Origin of the sequence: Streptomyces sp. AM8-1-1 (assembly GCF_032229325.1) — a bacterium.
GTDB classification, from domain to species: domain Bacteria; phylum Actinomycetota; class Actinomycetes; order Streptomycetales; family Streptomycetaceae; genus Streptomyces; species Streptomyces achmelvichensis.
In genome coordinates this window covers 1,829,762-1,847,027 of record NZ_CP135086.1, presented here as the reverse complement: position 1 = coordinate 1,847,027, position 17,266 = coordinate 1,829,762, and the positions used below count along the sequence as shown (strand labels likewise).

15 protein-coding genes are annotated in these 17,266 nt (G+C 71.9%); 8 read left to right on the top strand and 7 right to left on the bottom strand.

Going from position 1 to position 17,266, the window contains the following annotated elements; genetic code table 11:
* Positions 1-124 precede the first annotated feature (124 nt).
* Positions 125-1,759 carry an acyl-CoA dehydrogenase family protein gene (locus tag RPQ07_RS08400; RefSeq protein WP_313943444.1) on the bottom strand — a complete coding sequence of 545 codons (1,635 nt, stop codon included), beginning with the start codon at positions 1,757-1,759 and terminating at the stop codon, positions 125-127.
* Positions 1,760-1,776: 17 nt separating this feature from the next.
* Here RPQ07_RS08400 and RPQ07_RS08395 point away from each other — a divergent pair, with 17 nt between their 5' ends.
* Positions 1,777-2,931 carry a YihY/virulence factor BrkB family protein gene (locus tag RPQ07_RS08395; protein WP_313943442.1) on the top strand — a complete coding sequence of 385 codons (1,155 nt, stop codon included), beginning with the start codon at positions 1,777-1,779 and terminating at the stop codon, positions 2,929-2,931.
* A gap of 79 nt (positions 2,932-3,010) precedes the next feature.
* Entirely contained in the window at positions 3,011-3,745 is a 735-nt protein-coding gene (locus tag RPQ07_RS08390; protein ID WP_313943441.1) for a DUF6597 domain-containing transcriptional factor, read from the top strand.
* Here the strand turns inward: RPQ07_RS08390 and RPQ07_RS08385 are convergent.
* Entirely contained in the window at positions 3,685-4,080 is a 396-nt protein-coding gene (locus tag RPQ07_RS08385; RefSeq protein ID WP_313943440.1) for a VOC family protein, read from the bottom strand. The genes RPQ07_RS08390 and RPQ07_RS08385 overlap by 61 nt on opposite strands.
* Before the next feature lie 172 nt (positions 4,081-4,252).
* Here RPQ07_RS08385 and RPQ07_RS08380 point away from each other — a divergent pair, with 172 nt between their 5' ends.
* The gene (locus tag RPQ07_RS08380) at positions 4,253-5,518 is read left to right on the top strand and encodes a GDSL-type esterase/lipase family protein (RefSeq protein ID WP_313943439.1); all 1,266 of its coding nucleotides are present in this window, start codon (positions 4,253-4,255) and stop codon (positions 5,516-5,518) included.
* Positions 5,519-5,672: 154 nt separating this feature from the next.
* Here RPQ07_RS08380 and RPQ07_RS08375 read toward each other — a convergent pair whose 3' ends face one another.
* Both RPQ07_RS08375 and RPQ07_RS08370 read right to left on the bottom strand, forming a co-directional pair.
* Positions 5,673-6,440, bottom strand: coding sequence for a CbtA family protein (locus RPQ07_RS08375; protein WP_313943438.1), 768 nt, complete (start codon positions 6,438-6,440; stop codon positions 5,673-5,675).
* Between the two features lie 18 nt (positions 6,441-6,458).
* Positions 6,459-6,674 carry a CbtB domain-containing protein gene (locus RPQ07_RS08370; RefSeq protein WP_313943437.1) on the bottom strand — a complete coding sequence of 72 codons (216 nt, stop codon included), beginning with the start codon at positions 6,672-6,674 and terminating at the stop codon, positions 6,459-6,461.
* 263 nt (positions 6,675-6,937) lie between these two features.
* Between RPQ07_RS08370 and RPQ07_RS08365 the strand changes: the two genes are divergently transcribed.
* Positions 6,938-7,522 carry a histidine phosphatase family protein gene (locus RPQ07_RS08365; RefSeq protein ID WP_313943436.1) on the top strand — a complete coding sequence of 195 codons (585 nt, stop codon included), beginning with the start codon at positions 6,938-6,940 and terminating at the stop codon, positions 7,520-7,522.
* A 116-nt stretch (positions 7,523-7,638) separates the two neighbouring features.
* Here RPQ07_RS08365 and RPQ07_RS08360 read toward each other — a convergent pair whose 3' ends face one another.
* The 3 genes from RPQ07_RS08360 to RPQ07_RS08350 all read right to left on the bottom strand — a co-directional run bounded on the left by RPQ07_RS08360 (position 7,639) and on the right by RPQ07_RS08350 (position 12,890).
* A complete protein-coding gene (locus RPQ07_RS08360; RefSeq protein WP_313943435.1) occupies positions 7,639-8,442 on the bottom strand; it encodes a hypothetical protein in 804 nt (267 codons plus the stop codon).
* Positions 8,439-11,132: a SpoIIE family protein phosphatase gene (locus RPQ07_RS08355; RefSeq protein WP_313943434.1), complete on the bottom strand. Its 2,694-nt coding sequence runs from the start codon at positions 11,130-11,132 to the stop codon at positions 8,439-8,441. The genes RPQ07_RS08360 and RPQ07_RS08355 overlap by 4 nt, the downstream gene beginning before the upstream one ends.
* Before the next feature lie 126 nt (positions 11,133-11,258).
* Positions 11,259-12,890 carry an FAD-dependent monooxygenase gene (locus RPQ07_RS08350; RefSeq protein WP_313943433.1) on the bottom strand — a complete coding sequence of 544 codons (1,632 nt, stop codon included), beginning with the start codon at positions 12,888-12,890 and terminating at the stop codon, positions 11,259-11,261.
* A 220-nt stretch (positions 12,891-13,110) separates the two neighbouring features.
* On the opposite strand from RPQ07_RS08350, the gene RPQ07_RS08345 reads away from it, so the two are divergent.
* The 4 genes from RPQ07_RS08345 (at position 13,111) to RPQ07_RS08330 (ending at position 17,266) form a co-directional block, all read left to right on the top strand.
* Positions 13,111-14,232, top strand: coding sequence for a SchA/CurD-like domain-containing protein (locus tag RPQ07_RS08345; protein ID WP_313943432.1), 1,122 nt, complete (start codon positions 13,111-13,113; stop codon positions 14,230-14,232).
* A 75-nt stretch (positions 14,233-14,307) separates the two neighbouring features.
* Positions 14,308-14,745: a cupin domain-containing protein gene (locus RPQ07_RS08340; RefSeq protein ID WP_313943431.1), complete on the top strand. Its 438-nt coding sequence runs from the start codon at positions 14,308-14,310 to the stop codon at positions 14,743-14,745.
* Positions 14,742-16,010 (top strand): beta-ketoacyl-[acyl-carrier-protein] synthase family protein, encoded by a 1,269-nt coding sequence (locus RPQ07_RS08335; RefSeq protein WP_313943430.1) that lies wholly within the window; start codon positions 14,742-14,744, stop codon positions 16,008-16,010. The genes RPQ07_RS08340 and RPQ07_RS08335 overlap by 4 nt, the downstream gene beginning before the upstream one ends.
* A complete protein-coding gene (locus RPQ07_RS08330; RefSeq protein WP_313943429.1) occupies positions 16,007-17,266 on the top strand; it encodes a ketosynthase chain-length factor in 1,260 nt (419 codons plus the stop codon). The genes RPQ07_RS08335 and RPQ07_RS08330 overlap by 4 nt, the downstream gene beginning before the upstream one ends.

Here is a 17,266-nt window from a genome sequence, read left to right as displayed (position 1 = left end):
GGGCCCGGGGGCACGCGCCGGCTGCCGTGGCCCCGCACATGCCTGCGCGAATACGAGGGTGCACGGCCCCCGGGGCGGTGCCGATTCGGCGCGGCACCGCCCCGGGTCGTATCGGCGCGCCGGCTCAGACCTCGGCCCGCGCCCGTTCGACGACCGACGCCAGATCCAGCGTGTGCGGCAGGGTGCCGAAGGCCGTACCCCAGTCACCGCCCAGCCGTGAGGCGCAGAACGCGTCCGACACCTCCGGCGGGGCCCACCGCACCAGCAGCGAACCCTGGAGCACCAGCGCGATCCGCTCCGCCAGCCGGCGGCCCCGCGCCTCGATGCCGTCCAGGTCCGCCAGCTCCGTCAGCAGGTCCTTGATCGCCGCGTCCAGCCGGTGGTCGGCCCCGCGCGCCCGGCCCACCTCCTGGAGGAAGGCGTTCAGAGCCTGCGGCTCCCTCTGGAGCGCGCGCAGAAGGTCCAGCGCCTGGACATTGCCCGAGCCCTCCCAGATCGAGTTGAGCGGCGACTCGCGCAGCAGCCGGGGCATCCCCGACTCCTCGACATAGCCGTTGCCGCCCAGGCACTCCAGAGACTCGGCGACCGTCGGCGTGCACCGCTTGGTCACCCAGTACTTGGCGGCGGGCACGGCGAGGCGCAGGAAGGCCCGCTCCTCCTCCGTGTCGGCGTCGTACGCGGCGGCCAGCCGCAGCCCGAGCGCCGTGGCCGCCTCCGACTCCAGCGCCAGGTCCGCCAGGACGTTGCGCATCAGCGGCTTGTCGATCAGCGGACCGCCGAAGGTGCTGCGGTACACGGAGTGGTGCACGGCCTGCGCCACCGACTGCCGCATCAGTGCGGCGGAGCCCAGCACACAGTCCAGCCGCGTCGCCGCGACCATCTCGATGATGGTGCGCACCCCGCGCCCCTCGTCACCGACCCGGCGCGCCCACGTCCCGTCGAACTCCACCTCGCTCGACGCGTTCGACCGGTTGCCCAGCTTGTCCTTGAGCCGCTGGATCCGGAACACGTTGCGGGTGCCGTCCTCGAGGATCCGCGGCACGAGGAAACATGTCAGACCCTCGGCGGCCTGGGCGAGGACCAGGAAGCCGTCGGACATCGGGGCGGAGCAGAACCACTTGTGACCGGTCAGCAGATACTCGCCGTCCCCGCCGACCGGCTCGGCCCGGGTCGTGTTCGCCCGGACGTCGCTGCCGCCCTGCTTCTCGGTCATCCCCATCCCGAACAGCACACCCGGCTTGTCGGCCGCGGGCCGCAGACCCTCCTCGTAGATCTGCGACGTCAGCTTCGGCTCCCACTCGGCGGCCAGCGCCGGGTCCGTCCGCAGCGCGGGCACGGCCGCGTGCGTCATGGACAGGGGACAACCGTGTCCGGGCTCGGCCTGCGTCCACACCAGGAAACCGGCCGCGCGCCGGACGTGTCCGGCGGGCCTGCCCCAGGCGTTCGTCAGACCCGAGGTGACGCCGTGGCCGAGCAGCCGGTGCCAGGCCGGATGGAAGTCGACCTCGTCGATCCGGTTGCCGTACCGGTCGTGCGTCCGCAGCTTCGGCGGGTTCTCGTTCGCCTGCGTCCCCCACTCCTGCGCCTGGGCGGATCCGGCGCTGCGGCCGAGTTCCGAGAGCTCCTCTCGTGCCTCGTCGAGAAGGCCCGGTGCGACATGCCGCTCCACGGCTTCGGTGAGGGCCCGGTCGGACGTGTAGACGTCGTACCCCACCAGGGGCGGAGCCTGGTTGGTCACTGTGTGGGTGGTAGCTGCCATGCCGATACGGTAAGGAGGTGCAGGCAGCAAATGAAACACCCGAGCGGCCACCGGGACGGCTCCACCGGGCCCGGGTCCTCTACCGCAACGTCTCGAAGCGGAAGATGGCGTGGCTGCTCCTGAAAGACACGGTCAATTCGTGCATCGAGTACCGCATTCTGGGCCTCGCGGCCGAGGCCGCGTTCTTCACGCTGCTGTCCCTGCCGCCGCTGATGCTGGGCCTGATCGGTCTGCTCGGCTACATAGACGACTGGACCGACACCACCACCGTCGCCTCCATCGAGGAGAACATCCTCACCGCGGTGGGCACCGTGCTGTCCGACCGGGGCGTCAACCAGATCGCCAAGCCGCTGCTGGAGGACGTCACCCACGGCGGCCGGCCGGACATCATCTCCATCGGTTTCGCGATCGCCCTGTGGTCGGGGTCGCGCGCGGTCAACGTCTTCATCGACACCATCACCGTGATGTACGGCCTCGACGGCCAGCGCGGCATCGTCGCCACCCGCCTGCTCGCGTTCCTGCTCTACATCATCGCCCTGCTGATCGGGGCGGTGGTCCTGCCCCTGGCGGTCGTCGGCCCCGACCGGGTGGTGGAGCTGATGCCGTGGGGCACGGAAGTGGTGGCGGTTCTGTACTGGCCGGTGGTCATCCTGCTGTCCATCGCCTTCCTGACCACGCTGTACCACGTGTCCGTACCCGTGCGCTCCCCGTGGATCGAGGACGTCCCCGGCGCCCTGGTGGCGCTCGCGATGTGGGTGCTCGGCAGCTTCCTGCTGCGGATCTACCTGACCAGCACGGTCGAGGGCCCGACGATCTACGGCTCGCTCGCCGCGCCCATCGCCGTCCTGCTCTGGATCGGTCTGACCGCGTTCGCGGTGCTCGTGGGCGCCGCGGTCAATGCCGCCATCGACCGTGTCTGGCCGTCGGTCGCGACCGCGGCGGCCCGCGCCGCCAACGAGCGCATGCGCGCCGCCCAGGCGGCGGAGATCCTCGCCCGCGCCAAGGCGGCGCACATGTACGACGACCCGGACGACGACGAGGCGGACGGGGACGACGCCCCCATGCCCTCGGAGTTCCCGGAGCGCTGGTCGCGCTTCCTGCCCCCGGACGACGTACGTTCCCGGCTGCACTCCGGCAGGGAGCACCACAAGCAGACCCCGCCGGGGGAGTGACGGCGGGTTCCTGAGGCCGTTCGTCCGCGCTGCCCCCGGACGCGGGACGGCGCCTGCGCGACGCACTAGCCTCGATGGCATGTACGTGGAACGCCCGTCGCGCCTGGAGGGCGCCGCCGTGTGGACCCGCACCCCGGCCGACCTCCCGGGTCCCGCCCACCCCGTACTGCCCGACGGCTGCATGGACCTCATGGTGGTCGACGGCCGGCTCCTCGTGGCCGGTCCCGACTCCCGCGCCCAGATCGCGGACACCCGGCTCATCACGGCCATGGGTGTCCGGTTCGCCCCTGGCACCGCGCCCGCGCTCCTCGGCGTACCGGCGCACGAACTGCGGGACCGGCGTGTCGACATCGCCGATCTGTGGGGTGCGGCCGAGGCCCGCAGGCTCACCGAGCGCATCCTGACGGCCGCCGACCCCGCCGGGGAGCTGGAGACCGTGGCGATCGCCCGCGCCGCGGGCGCCGACCGTCCCGACCCGGTGCTGGGCGAGGTCGTCCGCCGTCTCGACGAGGGCGGCACCGTCGCCGGCGCCGCCTCCGCGGCCGGCCTCGGCGCCCGCCAGCTGCACCGCCGCTCCCTGCTCGCCTTCGGATACGGGCCCAAGACCCTGGCCCGGGTGCTGCGGCTCCAGCGCGCGCTGACGCTGGTGCGGGCCGGAGTGCCGTACGCCGACGCCGCACTCACCGCGGGCTGCGCCGACCAGGCGCACCTCGCCCGGGAGATGCGGGACCTCGGGGGTACGACCCTCAGTGCTTACGCGGAGTCCGCGAAGAACGAGATCCCACAGCCGTCGGGGTCGAGCACCACGGCGTAGCGCTGCCCCCAGAACGCGTCCCAGGGCTTGAGGTGCCCCTGGTACCCGGCCGCGGTGAGGTCCGCGTACACGGCGTCCACCTCGGCCGGGCTGTCGCAGCGGAAGGCGAGACCGATGCGCTCGCCGCCGCCCGTGGGGCGGGTCCACTCGGGGTCGAAGGAGCGGATGGTCTCCTCGGTGTCCCACAGCACACGCAGCCCGTTGGGCAGCGTCGCCTCGGCGTGCGGGGCGGTGTCGGCGTCGGCCGGGATGTCCAGGCCGATGCGGCGGTAGAAGGCGAGAGATGCGGCCATGTCGGAGGCGACGATGCCGATCGCGTCGAGTCGTGGAGTCATGTCGTCAATCTAGGCAGGGCGCGCGCCAGGGGTCTTGAACGAATCGGACCTCTGCGGCCGGCCGAGCGTCCCGCTCCGTACGGGTGACTTCCCGCCCCGGCAGGACTGACCGTCCCGCGCCGACTCCAACATCACTGAGTGAGAGGGGGAACCACTGCGGAAGGACTCGCCGATGACCACATGCCCCGCCCCTGACACGACCGGATCCGCGCCTGCCACCACGGGGCCGGCCACGGGGCCGGCCCTCGCCACGGCCGGATCCGGGACGGTGCGCGCACGCCGGTACCGGGCCGCCGCGACGCTGTGCGCCCTCGCGGTGCTGCCCGCCACGGCCACCTTGGGCACCCCGGCCGCCGTGGCGGCCGAGGCGAAGCCCGACGCTCTGGTGACCATGGGCGACAGCTTCATCTCCGGCGAGGGCGCCCGGTGGCAGGGGAACGCCGAAGGGCTCAAGAACTTCGGCGGGATCCCGCAGGCCCTGCGCGATGCGACCGACCGTGTGAAGACCGCGGGCATCGGCCTGGAGAAGATCTACAGCCCCGGCTGCCACCGCGCGGACGCCGCCGTCATCGGTGCGGGCACCCCGAAGCGCTTCAACATCGCCTGTTCCGGGGCGGCGACGACGCATCTGTCGCGGAACTTCCGCGCGGAGGAGTCGCAGCTGGCCCAGCTGAGGACGCTGGCCACCGAGAACAACGTCACGGTGGTCGTCGTCTCGGTCGGCGGGAACGACGTCCGCCTGACGGACACGATGAAGGTGTGCGCCGACGCCTGGAAGAACGACCGCTACTGCTCGACCGACACCGCGGTCACCGGTCCGGCCGTCGAGCGCGTGCGCACCGTGGGCGCCAAGGTGGCCCGGGCCGTCGAGGCGGTCCGGGCAGCGGTCAAGGACACCGGGTCCTCCCCGCGCATCCTCGTGCAGTCCTATCCGCTGCCGCTGGCCTCGGGGAAGGCGGCCACGACCGCCGCGCACGACGAGAACGGCTGGGACCGCTGGAGCGCGTACGGCTGTCCCTTCTACAACCGTGACCTGCGCTGGATCGCGACCGGTCTGGGCGCCGCCCTCAACCGGGAGATCAAGAAGGCGGCCGTGCGGACCGGCGCGGACCACGTCGACCTCGGCCGGCTGCTCGACGGCCACCAGGTCTGTGGCAAGCAGCCTCTCCAGACCGCGTTCGCCGCGGACGGCACCGTCGTCTCGCCGCCCGCCGCCAAGGCCGAATGGGTCCGCTACGTGCCGCGGACGAAGACCGAACTCCCCGCCGACGAGGCACAGGAGCTCCTGCACCCCAACTACTACGGTCAGCAGGCGCTCGGCCGCTGTCTGACGCTCGTCGTCGGCCGGCTGGCGACCGCCGGGCCGGGCATGGACGCCCAGTGCCGCGGAGCCGCGGGGAAGGCTCCGGAACAGGTCGGCGTGACGTTCACGCGCTGAACTCCGTGGGGCGAAGCCCTCGATGGGGGAGGCGACGCCGCTGCCCGCCCCGCTCGTGAGGCGACGACCCGGCCCCCCTTCTGCAAGGGGCCGGGGCGGGCGAAACACAGGAACCCGCCGGTCTCCCGGCGGGTTCCTGGATGCTGACGGTAAATCAGTTCGCTGCCACGGCAGGGGAGGCCGAGGCTCTCTCCTCCGCCGCCGGCACCGTCCTCGGCGTCAGAAGCCGCTCGGCCAGGAAGCCGAAGACCAGACCGAAGACGGTCCACAGCGTCGCCTGGATGGCCAGCGTCGCCAGCCGGAACTCCCAGACCACCGTGGCCGGGAAGCCCTTCGGCACCTCGTTGAACGACGGCAGGAACGCGTAGGCGAGACCGACGGCGACCACGAACGCACCGCCCGCGGCGATCGTCGCGTTCCAGTTGCCCAGGCGCGGGGCCAGCCGCTTGCCGAGGATCACCGCGGCCACCGACAGCAGCACGCTGAGCAGGACCATCAGGAAGTACAGCGAGGTCCGCTGGCCGATCGTGTCGGGATCCCCGACGGCCGGCGGGTTCGGCGGGTACTTCAGATACGGCACGACGTACACACTCAGCAGCGCACCGAGCGCGAGCAGCGCGGCCGTGGCGCGCGGACCGAACCGGCCGATGCGGCCGAGCGCGACACAGTAGGCGAGGGCGGCGATGCCGCCGACCGCCACACCGAAGACGAGCACACCGGTGGCGAGCCCCGCGGTCGACTGCATGGCCCTGGTGACCAGTTCCTCGCCGCCGTGCTCGTGGGAGTGGCTCTCCTCGAACGCGATGGCGGAGTCGACCGGACCCTCACCCAGGAAGTACGCGACGGCCATCGCGACCGCGCCCGCGACCAGTCCGGCGAGCATGCCGCGGACGAGCAGGGCTCTCACAGATATGGAGTTCATGATCGTTCCCCCGGGGTCTCAGTGGCAGGGGAAGCCGAGCAGGTGGCGTCCGTCGTGGACCCACTCGTGAACGTTCTCACCGGCGATGAGCGAGGTGGCGCCCTGCTCGGCGCCGACGAAGTACAGCAGGACCAGCATCAGAATGCCGAAGAAGACCGCCCAGGGAGCAATCGCCTTCAGCGAGATGGGAGTGATGGCCGGCGCGGTGGTGGCGGGCGCAACGGACTGAGCCATGGCAGAACCTCCTTGGGGAACACGCGTCCCGATCGTGGTGCCTGAGACGAAGGTGCTGGGTCTGACTTCCCGCAGAGGTACGGGTACACAGTGGCGCGACCGTGCCGGATTCTCACCGGACTTCCGTCACACCGTCGTCATGTCCACGCGACCGTACCGCTTGCGGGCCCGCGCCGCTACGGCGCGTGGGGGCGCGAGAGAACACCGGAACACCCGTGATGTGCTTGCGCCGTGGGGACTGCGGCGGGAAGGACGGGCAACCGATGACAGTACGGGTGATGTTGGTCTCACCTGCGACGACGGCCGCGGTGCGGGAAGCGCGCTTCGGGGCGGACGAGCCGCTGGACGAGCTCGGGGCACGCGCGGCCCGGGCCGCCGCGGGCGATCTGCCGCGGGTCCAACAGCCGTTGTGCGGACCGTCTTTGCGCTGCCGCGCGACGGCCGAGGCGCTGGGGCTTCAGGCCGAACCGGCGGACCGGCTCGGCGACTGGGACATGGGCCGCTGGCGGGGTCGGCGGCTGGACGAGGTGAGCGCGAGCGAACCCGAGGCGGTGGCCGCCTGGCTGTCCGACCCGTCGGCCGTCCCGCACGGCGGCGAGTCCCTGACCGCGCTCCGCGCCCGGGCGGGCGATTGGCTGCGCTCCCTGCCCGACGACGCGGGGCGGGTGCTGGCGGTCGTGGAGCCCGCGTTCGCGCGAGCGGTGACCGTCCATGCGCTGGGCCTTCCCACGGAGGTGTTCTGGCGGCTCGACGTGGCACCGCTGACGCTCACCGAACTGAGCGGCCGGGCCGGCCGGTGGAATCTGCGCTGCGGCCGGCCGCTCGCGGGGGAGCGGGACCGTCCCTGACCGACGTGCTTCGTCCGGCCGCCGCGATGCGGGCAGTTGCGGCGGTCGGCGGTCGGCGGGCAGGGGCCGGCCGCACGACCGGCGTCCGTCGCCTCGGCCCCTGTCCATGTCCCCGGCTATCCGTGTCCCGGCGCGTGCACCGGGCTGCGCGGAAACGCGGCGACCGTGAGCCGTACATCCTCCTCGCACCCGTCCGCACCGCACTCGCAGGCGAAGGCGAGGACCGTCGTCCGCGGATCTCCCGGTGCCCACGGCCGGGCGAAGAAGGCCAGGTACTGGGAGACGACAGCCCGGTTCGCATACCGCAGCAGCTCAGCGCGCCCGGCCGCCGTCCGTGCCACCGGGCCGTCGGCCGGCGCCGCCGCGACGTGCTTCCCGACCTCGGCAAGCGTGTCCTCGACGCTGTCGCTGCCGTCCACCACGACCGTCGCACCCCCGTACGCCTCCACCTCCTCGGCGATCTCGCGAACCAGGAACCTGTAGAGCTCCCTCTGGCCCCGCTCCAGACCGCGTTCGGCCAGCCGGGCATCCTGCACCGCCGGCGTGGGCAAAAGCCACACCGCGGCGGCGCCGGCGCCGGTGACCGAGGGCGTGACCGGGGTGCCCTCGGCGACGGTCAGCGGTGCGGGCGGCAGCGCCCGGAGATCATCGAGGATCATGGGCCCGCGTTCGCGGTGCAGTGACATCGCGAGCATCTCCGCCACCGGCGCAGACCACCGCTCCTCACGCGACAGTGCCTCCCACCTCACCGCCGCCGGGTGGCCCGCCGCGAGCGCGCGGTCCCGGTGCTCCCAGGTGTGCGCGTCGGCGTTGTACCAGCGCAGACCGTGCCGACGGGCGAGCAGCCTGGCCACGGTCGTCTTGCCGGCCCCGGGCGGGCCGCCGATCCACAGCACCCCGGCGCCCTCACCACCCGTCACAGGTCCTCGGACGGCAACGGCTGCTCCGTCCAGATCACCTTGCCGTCCGGTGTGTACCGGGTGCCCCAGCGGTCGGCGAACTGGGCCACCAGGAACAGCCCGCGGCCCCCCTCGTCGGTGGTCGCGGCCTGGCGCAGATGTGGCGAGGTGCTGCTGTGGTCGGAGACCTCGCAGATCAGGCTGCGGTCCAGGATCAGCCGGACATGGATCGGCCCGATCGCGTACCGGATGGCATTGGTGACGAGCTCGCTGAGGATCAGCTCCGTCGTGAAGGCCTCCTCCTCCAGACCCCACTCCCCGAGCGTGCGTGCCACAGCCCCCCGGACCTCGCCCACCGCGGACGGATCCTGCCGGACCTCCCAGTCCGCCACCTTCGCCGGGTCGAGTACGCGGGTACGGCCCACGAGCAGCGCGATGTCGTCCCGCGGACGCTCGGGGAGCAGGGCCCGGAGCACCGCCTCGCACGTCTCGTCGGGACTGCGGTCCGGATGCCCCGCGACGGTACGGCGCAGCAGGGCCAGACTCTCGTCGATGTCCCGCTCGCGGTCCTCGACGAGACCGTCCGTGTAGAGCACCAGGCTGCTGTTCTCCGGCAGCTGGAGTTCGAGCGTCTCGAAGGGCAGCCCGCCGAGACCGAGGGGCGGACCTCCGGGGACCTCCGCGAAGTCCGCGGTCCCGTTCGCGTGGAGGACCACCGGCTGGACGTGCCCGGCCCGCGCCATCGTGCAGCGGCCGGTGGACGGGTCGTAGATCGCGTAGAGGCAGGTCGCGCCGGTGACGCCCGACTCGCCGCCCTCGTTGCCGTCGGCGACCTCCTCCTGATCGATCCGGGCGACCAGTTCGTCCAGATGCCACAGCAGCTCGTCGGGCGGCAGATCCAGGGTGGAGAAGTTGTGCACCGCCGTCCGGAGCCGGCCCATGGTGGCCGCCGCGTGCAGCCCGTGCCCCACGACGTCGCCGACGACGAGCGCCACCCGCGCGCCCGGCAACGGGATGATGTCGAACCAGTCGCCGCCCACTCCGCCGAGCCCGCCGAGGCCCGCCTGGGCGGGGCGGTAGCGGAAGGCGACGTCCAGGGCGTTCTGCTCCGGCAGCCCGCGGGGGAGCAGACTGCGCTGGAGCGTCACCGCCATCGTGTGCTCGCGCGTGTACCGGCGGGCGTTGTCCACGCTCACCGCCGCCCGGGCGACCAGCTCCTCGGCGAGGGAGAGGTCCTCCTCCTCGAAGGCCTCCGGCCGCTTGGAGCGCCAGAACATCGCCACGCCCAGGATCACCCCGCGGGCTCGCAGCGGCACCGCGATCATGGAGTGAAATCCGGAGTCGACCAGCTTCTGCGCCCGAACGGGCGACTGCTGCTGCCAGCCTCTCAGCGCGGCGAGATCCGGCTCCAGGACGGCTTCGCCCTTGCCGATCCCCGCGCCCATCGGGGTGGTCGGCAGAAAGCGGATGGCCGTGCCCAGCGGGTAGAGCGCCGAGTCCTGCCGCAGTCCGTGGAAGGCCACGCGATGCATCTCCGCGCCGCCGCCGCTCGGGGTCGGCTCCTCGCCGCGCAGCACGGCCGACATCAGGTCGACGGTGGCGTAGTCGGCGAAGCGGCCCACGGCGAACTCCGCCAGCTCCTCACAGGTGCGCACCACGTCCAGCGTGGTGCCGATCTCCGTACCCGCGTCGTACAGCAGCTTCAGCCGCGCCTGGGCCACGTCCGCCCGGCCGGTGAGGGCCTGGAGCTCGGTGGTGTCGCGGATCGTCGCCACACTGCCGGGCGGTCCGCCGTCCGCGTCGGTCGAGCGCTGGTTCACGGCGAGCAGCCGGTCCCCGACCAGATGGACCTCGTCACTCGCGATGCGCCCCGAGGTCAGCAGCTCCGCGGTACGGGGGTCCAGACCCAGCTCGGCGACCGGCCGGCCCTCCACGTCCGCCGGAAGACTCAGCAGTCGCCGCGCCTCGTCGTTGGCGAGCAGCAGCCGCCCCTCGCCGTCGACGATGAGCACGCCCTCGCGTACGGCGTGCAGGACGGCGTCGTGGTGCTCGTACATCCGGGTCATCTCGGTGGGCCCGAGGCCGTGCGTCTGCCGTCGCAGCCGTCTGCTGACCAGGGCCGTGCCACCGGTCGTCAGCAGCAGCACCACTCCCGCGGCGCCCAGCAGCAGCGGGAACTGGTCCTCCACGACACCGCTGACGTGGTCGATCGTGATGCCCGCCGACACCATGCCGATGACCGCCCCGTTGGACCCCCGCACCGGCACCACAGCCTGGACGAGTGGCCCGATGGTCCCGGTGATCTTCTCGGTGACCACCTCGCCGGCCCGGGCCGGGGCCAGATTGCCGACGAACTGCTTGCCGATCCGGTCGGGGAGCGGATGGGTGTAGCGGATGCCCTGGGTGCTGAGGACGACGATGAAGTCGACGCCGGAACGTTTTCGCGCCTCCTCGGCGCGCGGCTGCAGGATCGCGGTGGGGTTCGGGCTCTCCAGCGCCGCCTCGATGCCGGGCGAGTGCGCGAACGTCTCGGCCACCGCCACCGAACGGTTGCGGGCCTCGCGCTCACTGTCCGACCGGGACTGCAGAACGAGCGCGCCCATGCCTGCGGCGACGAGCAACACCACGATCGCCACCTGCAGGAGAAAGACCTGACCTGCGAGGGTTCTCATCCGGAGAACCGAGCGCCGGCGGCCGTAGCGTGCGGCCATGTCCTATTTCTACACCTCCCGCATACGGTGGGCTATCCGCGCACCGTAGAGCGCAACGGCCGCACGCGCGACGCCTTTGCCCAGATGCGTCGCGCGTGCCGGACCTGCTGTCTGCCCGGGAAGTACTCAGCCCAGGCTCAGAACCTCCGTGAGCACCTTGCGCAGCGTCGCCTCCGGATCGGCCGCCGCACCCGGCGAACGCCAGGCCACGAAGCCGTCGGGACGCACGAGCACCGCGCCCTCGGGGGTGGTGCCGTGCCTCTCGGCCCAGTCCTCCCCGTCCTCGGGGGCGAGGTCGGCGGCGGGCCCGCCGCCGATCGCGTAGGCCTCCAGAGGTACGGACAGTCCCGCCGCGGCCTTGCGGGCGCCTTCGCGCCAGGGTGAGTTCTCGGCGCACAGCAGCACGAGCGACTGCTCGTACAGGTCCACCGTCGACACACGGCCGTTCTGTCCGGTGACCCAGATGTGCGGGGCCCGGGTGCCGGGGTCCCCCGAGAGCTGCATGCGCTCGGGCACCACGGCCAGCGAGGGGTCGACCCCGACGACGGCGCCCGAGCGGTAGCCGTAGCCCATGGCCACCATCAGCACGCCGCCCTGCCGGCCGCCGCCCGAGGTGGGCGACGGTGCATAGCCGGGGTGGCTGTGCTCCGCCGAGCGGGCCGAGGCGCGCTCGCTGGTGACCCGCGCGACCGGCAGCCGCTCCATGCCGTAGGTGTCGAGCAGCCCCGGCCCGGCCCAGCCCTTCAGCACCGCCGCCAGCTTCCAGGCGATGTTGTGGGCGTCCTGGATACCGGTGTTGGAGCCGAACGCGCCGGTCGGGGACATCTCGTGGGCGGAGTCGCCGGCGAGGAAGACCCGGCCGTCCGAGTAGCGTTCCGCGACCCGTTCGGCCGCGTGCCACGGCGCCTTGCCGGTGATCTCGACATCCAGGTCCTCGGCCCCGACCGCCCGGCGGATGTGGTCGGCGCACCGCTCGTCGGTGAAGTCGTCGAGGGTCTCACCGTCCTCGGGGTGCCACGGTGCGTGGAAGACCCAGCGGTCGACGTTGTTCACCGGCAGCAGGGCCCCGTCCGCTCCGGGCTTGGTCAGGTAGCAGACGATGAAGCGCCGGTCGCCGACGACGTCGGCGAGCTGCCGGGAGTTGAACGTGACGCTGACGTTGTGGAACAACTCGCCGTTGCCGGTCTGGCCGATGCCCAGCTGTTCCCGGACGGGACTGCGCGGCCCGTCGGCGGCGACGAGGTAGTCGGCGCGCACGGTCCTGTGCTCGCCCGTCGTACGGTCCTTGACGATCGCGCTGACACCGCCTGCGTCCTGCTCGAACGAGAGCATCTCGTTCGAGTACAGCATCTGCGCCCCGAGCCGTCGCGAATGCTCGGAGAGCACCGGCTCGATGTCGTTCTGGCTGCACAGGCACCAGCCGGCGGGACTGATCCGCGCCAGCCGGCCGCCGGGGTCGATCTCCTTGAACAGCCAGGCGGAGTCATTGCCCGTCAGGGACCCGCCCTGAAGGATTCCGTGGTTGTCGGCGAGGACGGCCGCCGCCTCGCGGATGTCCTGTTCCACTCCGCAGACGCGGAACAGCTCCATCGTGCGGACGTTCATTCCTCGTCCGCGGGGGTGTGTGGATGTGCCCGAGTGCTTCTCGACGAGCAGATGCCCGATGCCATGACGGCTCAGGAACATCGAGGTGGCCAGGCCCACCAGGGACCCGCCGACGATCAGTACCGGCACGCGGTGATCGGCGTTCTCTTCCATGGGAACTAGATGCCCGGCGGGACAGGGGTTCCCTCGCCCATTCACCCGCATGGTGCTCAGCTCTCGCGCCGGACGCGGGCCCGGACCACGATCGGTTGCGGGAGCGCCCCCGGGCCATGTGGGGCGATCGTTGCGGATCCGCAGGGCTCGACCGTGCGGATTCCACCGACAACTGACGACGGGCCATGTCTGGCACGGTCGCGAAGGAGTGTGAACAAGGATGACAACCTTGTCGGAACGGATATCGCAGTCCGCCTTCGACGGCTCCAGGCTTCGGGTGATTTTGCTGCTGGACCTCCACGACGGGGCGCAGAAGCAGTTCCTCGAGGCGTACGAGCACATGCGGAACCAGGTCGCCTCCGTACCGGGGCACATCAACGACCAGCTCTGCCAGTCGATCGAGAACCCGTCGCAGTGGCTCATCACGAGCGAGTGGGAGAGTGCACCGCCCTTCCTCGCGTGGGTCAACAGCGAGGAGCACGTGGAGACGGTCCAGCCGCTGCACAGCTGCGTACGGGACACGCGTTCACTGCGCTTCAGTGTGCTGCGGGAGACCGGAGCGCCGTTCACCGAGTCCTTCGCGCCCAGCAAGGGCGGCCTCCAGGCGGCTCCTCGCGTCGGCGACGGAGTGGTTCGCCACGCGCTGACGTTCACGGTCAAGCCGGGCTCCGAGGAGAAGGTCGCCAAGATCCTTGCCGGCTACACCTCGCCGTCGTCTCGCGTCGACGACGACACCCGGCTGCGCCGCACCTCGCTCTTCATGCACGGCAACCGCGTCGTCAGGGCGATCGAGGTGCAGGGCGACCTGATGGCCGCGCTGCGGCACGTGGCACGGCAGCCCGAGGTGCGGGCCGTCGAGGACGCCATCAACCCGTACCTGGAGCAGGACCGGGATCTCGACGACCCCAACTCCGCGCGGCTCTTCTTCACCCGTGCCGCACTGCCCGCCGTGCACCATGTGTCGGGCGACGGAGTGGACACCGACGAGGTCAACCGGCACGCGCTGTTCTACCAGGCCAAGGAGGGCTGCGGGATGGCCCTGGCCCGGATGCTCGCCAAGCAGGACGAGGCGGCGGCCGACAGCCCCGGGAACCCTATCGCCGGCAGCACGGTCTTCCAGCGCGACGACATCGTCGTCCGCCTGGTGGACGTCGTCGGGCCGCTGGACGGGCACCCCGCGCTGGCACTCGGCGTCGCAGGTGACCGCAAGGCCGCCTGCCTCGCCAAGCTCCTCGCCGACGGCGACGAGGGCGTGCCGACCACCGACGCGGAGATTTCGCGCTTCCTCGCGCGCTCCGACATGCAGCTCATCACCGACCGGAGCGCGCCGCCCGAGTCCTGACGGCGTCCTGACCCCGCGCCCGGCGAAGCGGCCAGAGGGCCGAACCACCGGGACCCTGCATCTGGAGGAAGCAGCATGACCACGCACAGCCCACGCATCGTGGACCTCAGCGAGACCCAGCCCAACACCCGGCGAGGCGGTGACCTGCGCGCCGTGCTCACGCCGACGGCCGTGGGCGCGACCAGCGGGTTCATGGGCCTGGCGATCGTGCCGCCCGGTGAGTCCATCGCCGAGCACTACCACCCGTACTCGGAGGAGTTCGTGTACGTGGTGAAGGGGCTCCTGGAGGTGGACCTGGACGGCGAGACGCACTCCATGAGTCCCGACCAGGGCCTCATGATCCCGCTGAACGTGCGGCACCGGTTCCGCAATGTCGGCAACGAGGAAGCCCGCATGGTCTTCCACCTCGGCCCGCTCGCGCCGCGCCCCGAACTCGGGCACGTCGACACCGAGCATGTCGAGGAGGCTGCCGAGCAGGGCAGGCCGCCGGAACGGACTGGGGCCGTTTCGTGAACCGGCGGGTGGCGGTCACCGGGGTCGGCATCGTCGCCCCCGGCGGTGTCGGCGCCCCGGCGTTCTGGGACCTGCTCGCGAGCGGACGTACGGCCACGCGGGGCATCACCCTCTTCAACCCCGAGGGCTTCCGCTCGCGTATCGCCGCCGAGGTCGACTTCGACCCCGCGCGGCACGGTCTCGAAGCCGAGCTGGTGGCGCGCTCGGACCGGTACATCCAGTTCGCGCTGGTGGCCGCCCGGGAAGCCGTACAGGACTCCGGTCTCGACCCCGAGAACGAGGACCCCTGGCGGATCGGGGTGTCGCTCGGCACCGCGGTCGGCGGCACCACGCGCCTCGAGCACGACTACGTCGCCGTCAGCGGTTCGGGCGCGCGCTGGGACGTGGACCACCGCCCGGCGGGACCGCACCTCGAGCGCGCGTTCTCGCCGAGCACCCTCGCCTCGGCGGTCGCCGAACAGATCGGTGCCCACGGTCCGGTGCAGACCGTCTCGACGGGCTGCACCTCCGGACTCGACGCGATCGGCTACGCGTTCCACGCGATCGAGGACGGGCGGATGGACGTGTGCATAGCCGGCGCGTCGGACTCGCCCATATCCCCGATCACCGTGGCGTGCTTCGACGCGATCAAGGCGACATCGGCGAACAACGACGACCCGGAGCACGCCTCCCGGCCGTTCGACGCCGACCGTGACGGGTTCGTCATGGGCGAGGGCGGAGCGGTACTCGTCCTCGAGGAGCTGGAGCACGCCCGTGCCCGTGGCGCGACCGTGTACTGCGAGATCGGTGGCTACGCGACCTTCGGCAACGCGTACCACATGACCGGACTGACGCCCGAGGGCCTGGAGATGGCCCGCGCCATCGACACCGCCCTCGGCCACGCCCGGATCAACAGCTCCGCCATCGACTACGTCAACGCGCACGGGTCGGGAACCAAGCAGAACGACCGCCACGAGACCGCGGCGGTGAAACGTTCCCTCGGCGACCACGCCTACAAGACGCCCATGAGCTCCATCAAATCCATGGTGGGTCACTCGCTGGGTGCCATCGGCGCCATCGAACTCGTCGCGTGCGTCCTGGCGATGGACCGGCAGGTGGTCCCGCCGACGGCCAACTACCAGACCCCCGACCCCGAGTGCGATCTGGACTACGTGCCGCGCACCGCCCGCTCCCGGAAGCTGCGCAGCGTGCTCTCCGTCGGCAGTGGGTTCGGCGGGTTCCAGTCGGCGGTCGTCATGACCCGACCCAGTGGGAGGTCAGGATGAGCACCCGCAGCGACCGGCGCACGGTTGTCACCGGGATCGGTGTCATTGCCCCCAACGGGGTCGGTACCGATGTCTTCTGGAAGGCGACGCAGGAGGGCATCAGCGTCCTCGACCGGGTCACCCGGGAGGGGTGCGGCGATCTGCCGCTGCGCGTCGCCGGCGAAGTGCGCGGACTGGATCCGGCCACCATGGTCGAGGGGCGTTACCTCGTCCAGACCGACCGGTTCACGCACTTCGCGATGGCGGCCGCCGATCTCGCCCTCGAGGACGCGCGGCTCGGCCGCGCCGACTACGAGGACGAGCCCTACGACGTCGGTGTCGTCACCGCCGCCGGGTCGGGCGGCGGTGAGTTCGGCCAGCGTGAGCTCCAGCGGCTGTGGGGCCAGGGCTCCCGCTATGTCGGGCCGTACCAGTCCATCGCCTGGTTCTACGCGGCCAGCACCGGCCAGATCTCCATCCGCGGGGGCTTCAAGGGCCCCTGCGGTGTGGTGGCCAGTGACGAGGCGGGCGGACTCGACGCCTTCGCCCATGCCGCGGGCGCTGTCGCCCGCGGCACGAACGCGGTGGTCGTCGGCTCCGCCGAGGCCCCGCTCGCGCCCTACTCGGTCGTCTGCCAGCTCGGCTACCAGGACCTGAGCACCAGCGACGACCCGGCCCGGGCCTACCGGCCCTTCACCTCGGAGGCCTGCGGCTTCGTCCCCGCCGAGGGCGGGGCGATGCTCGTCGTCGAGGAGGAGTCGGCGGCCCTGCGCCGCGGTGTGCAGCCGCGGGCATACGTGGCCGGGCACGGGGCCACCTTCACCGGTCCTTCCCGGTGGAAGGAGTCCCGGGAAGGACTGGCCATGTCGATTCGTGGCGCACTCGAGCAGGCCGGCTGCGCCCCGGAGGAGATCGATGTGGTCTTCGCCGACGCGCTCGGCGTGCCCGAGGCCGACCGTGCCGAGGCGCTGGCGATCTCCGACGCCCTGGGCGCTCACGGCCGCCGGGTCCCGGTGACCGCGCCCAAGACCGGGATCGGCCGGGCGTACTGCGGCGGGCCCGTGCTCGACGTGGCCACGGCGGTCCTCGCGATGGAGCACGGCGTCGTGCCGCCCACCCCGGGTGTCTTCGACGTGTGCCACGACATCGACGTCGTGACGGGCAAGGCCCGCAAGGCACCGCTGCGTACAGCCCTCGTCCTGAGCCGCGGGCTGATGGGCTCGAACGCGGCCCTGGTGGTGCGCGGCGCGGCCGATCGCCCTCGTGACAACTCGTGA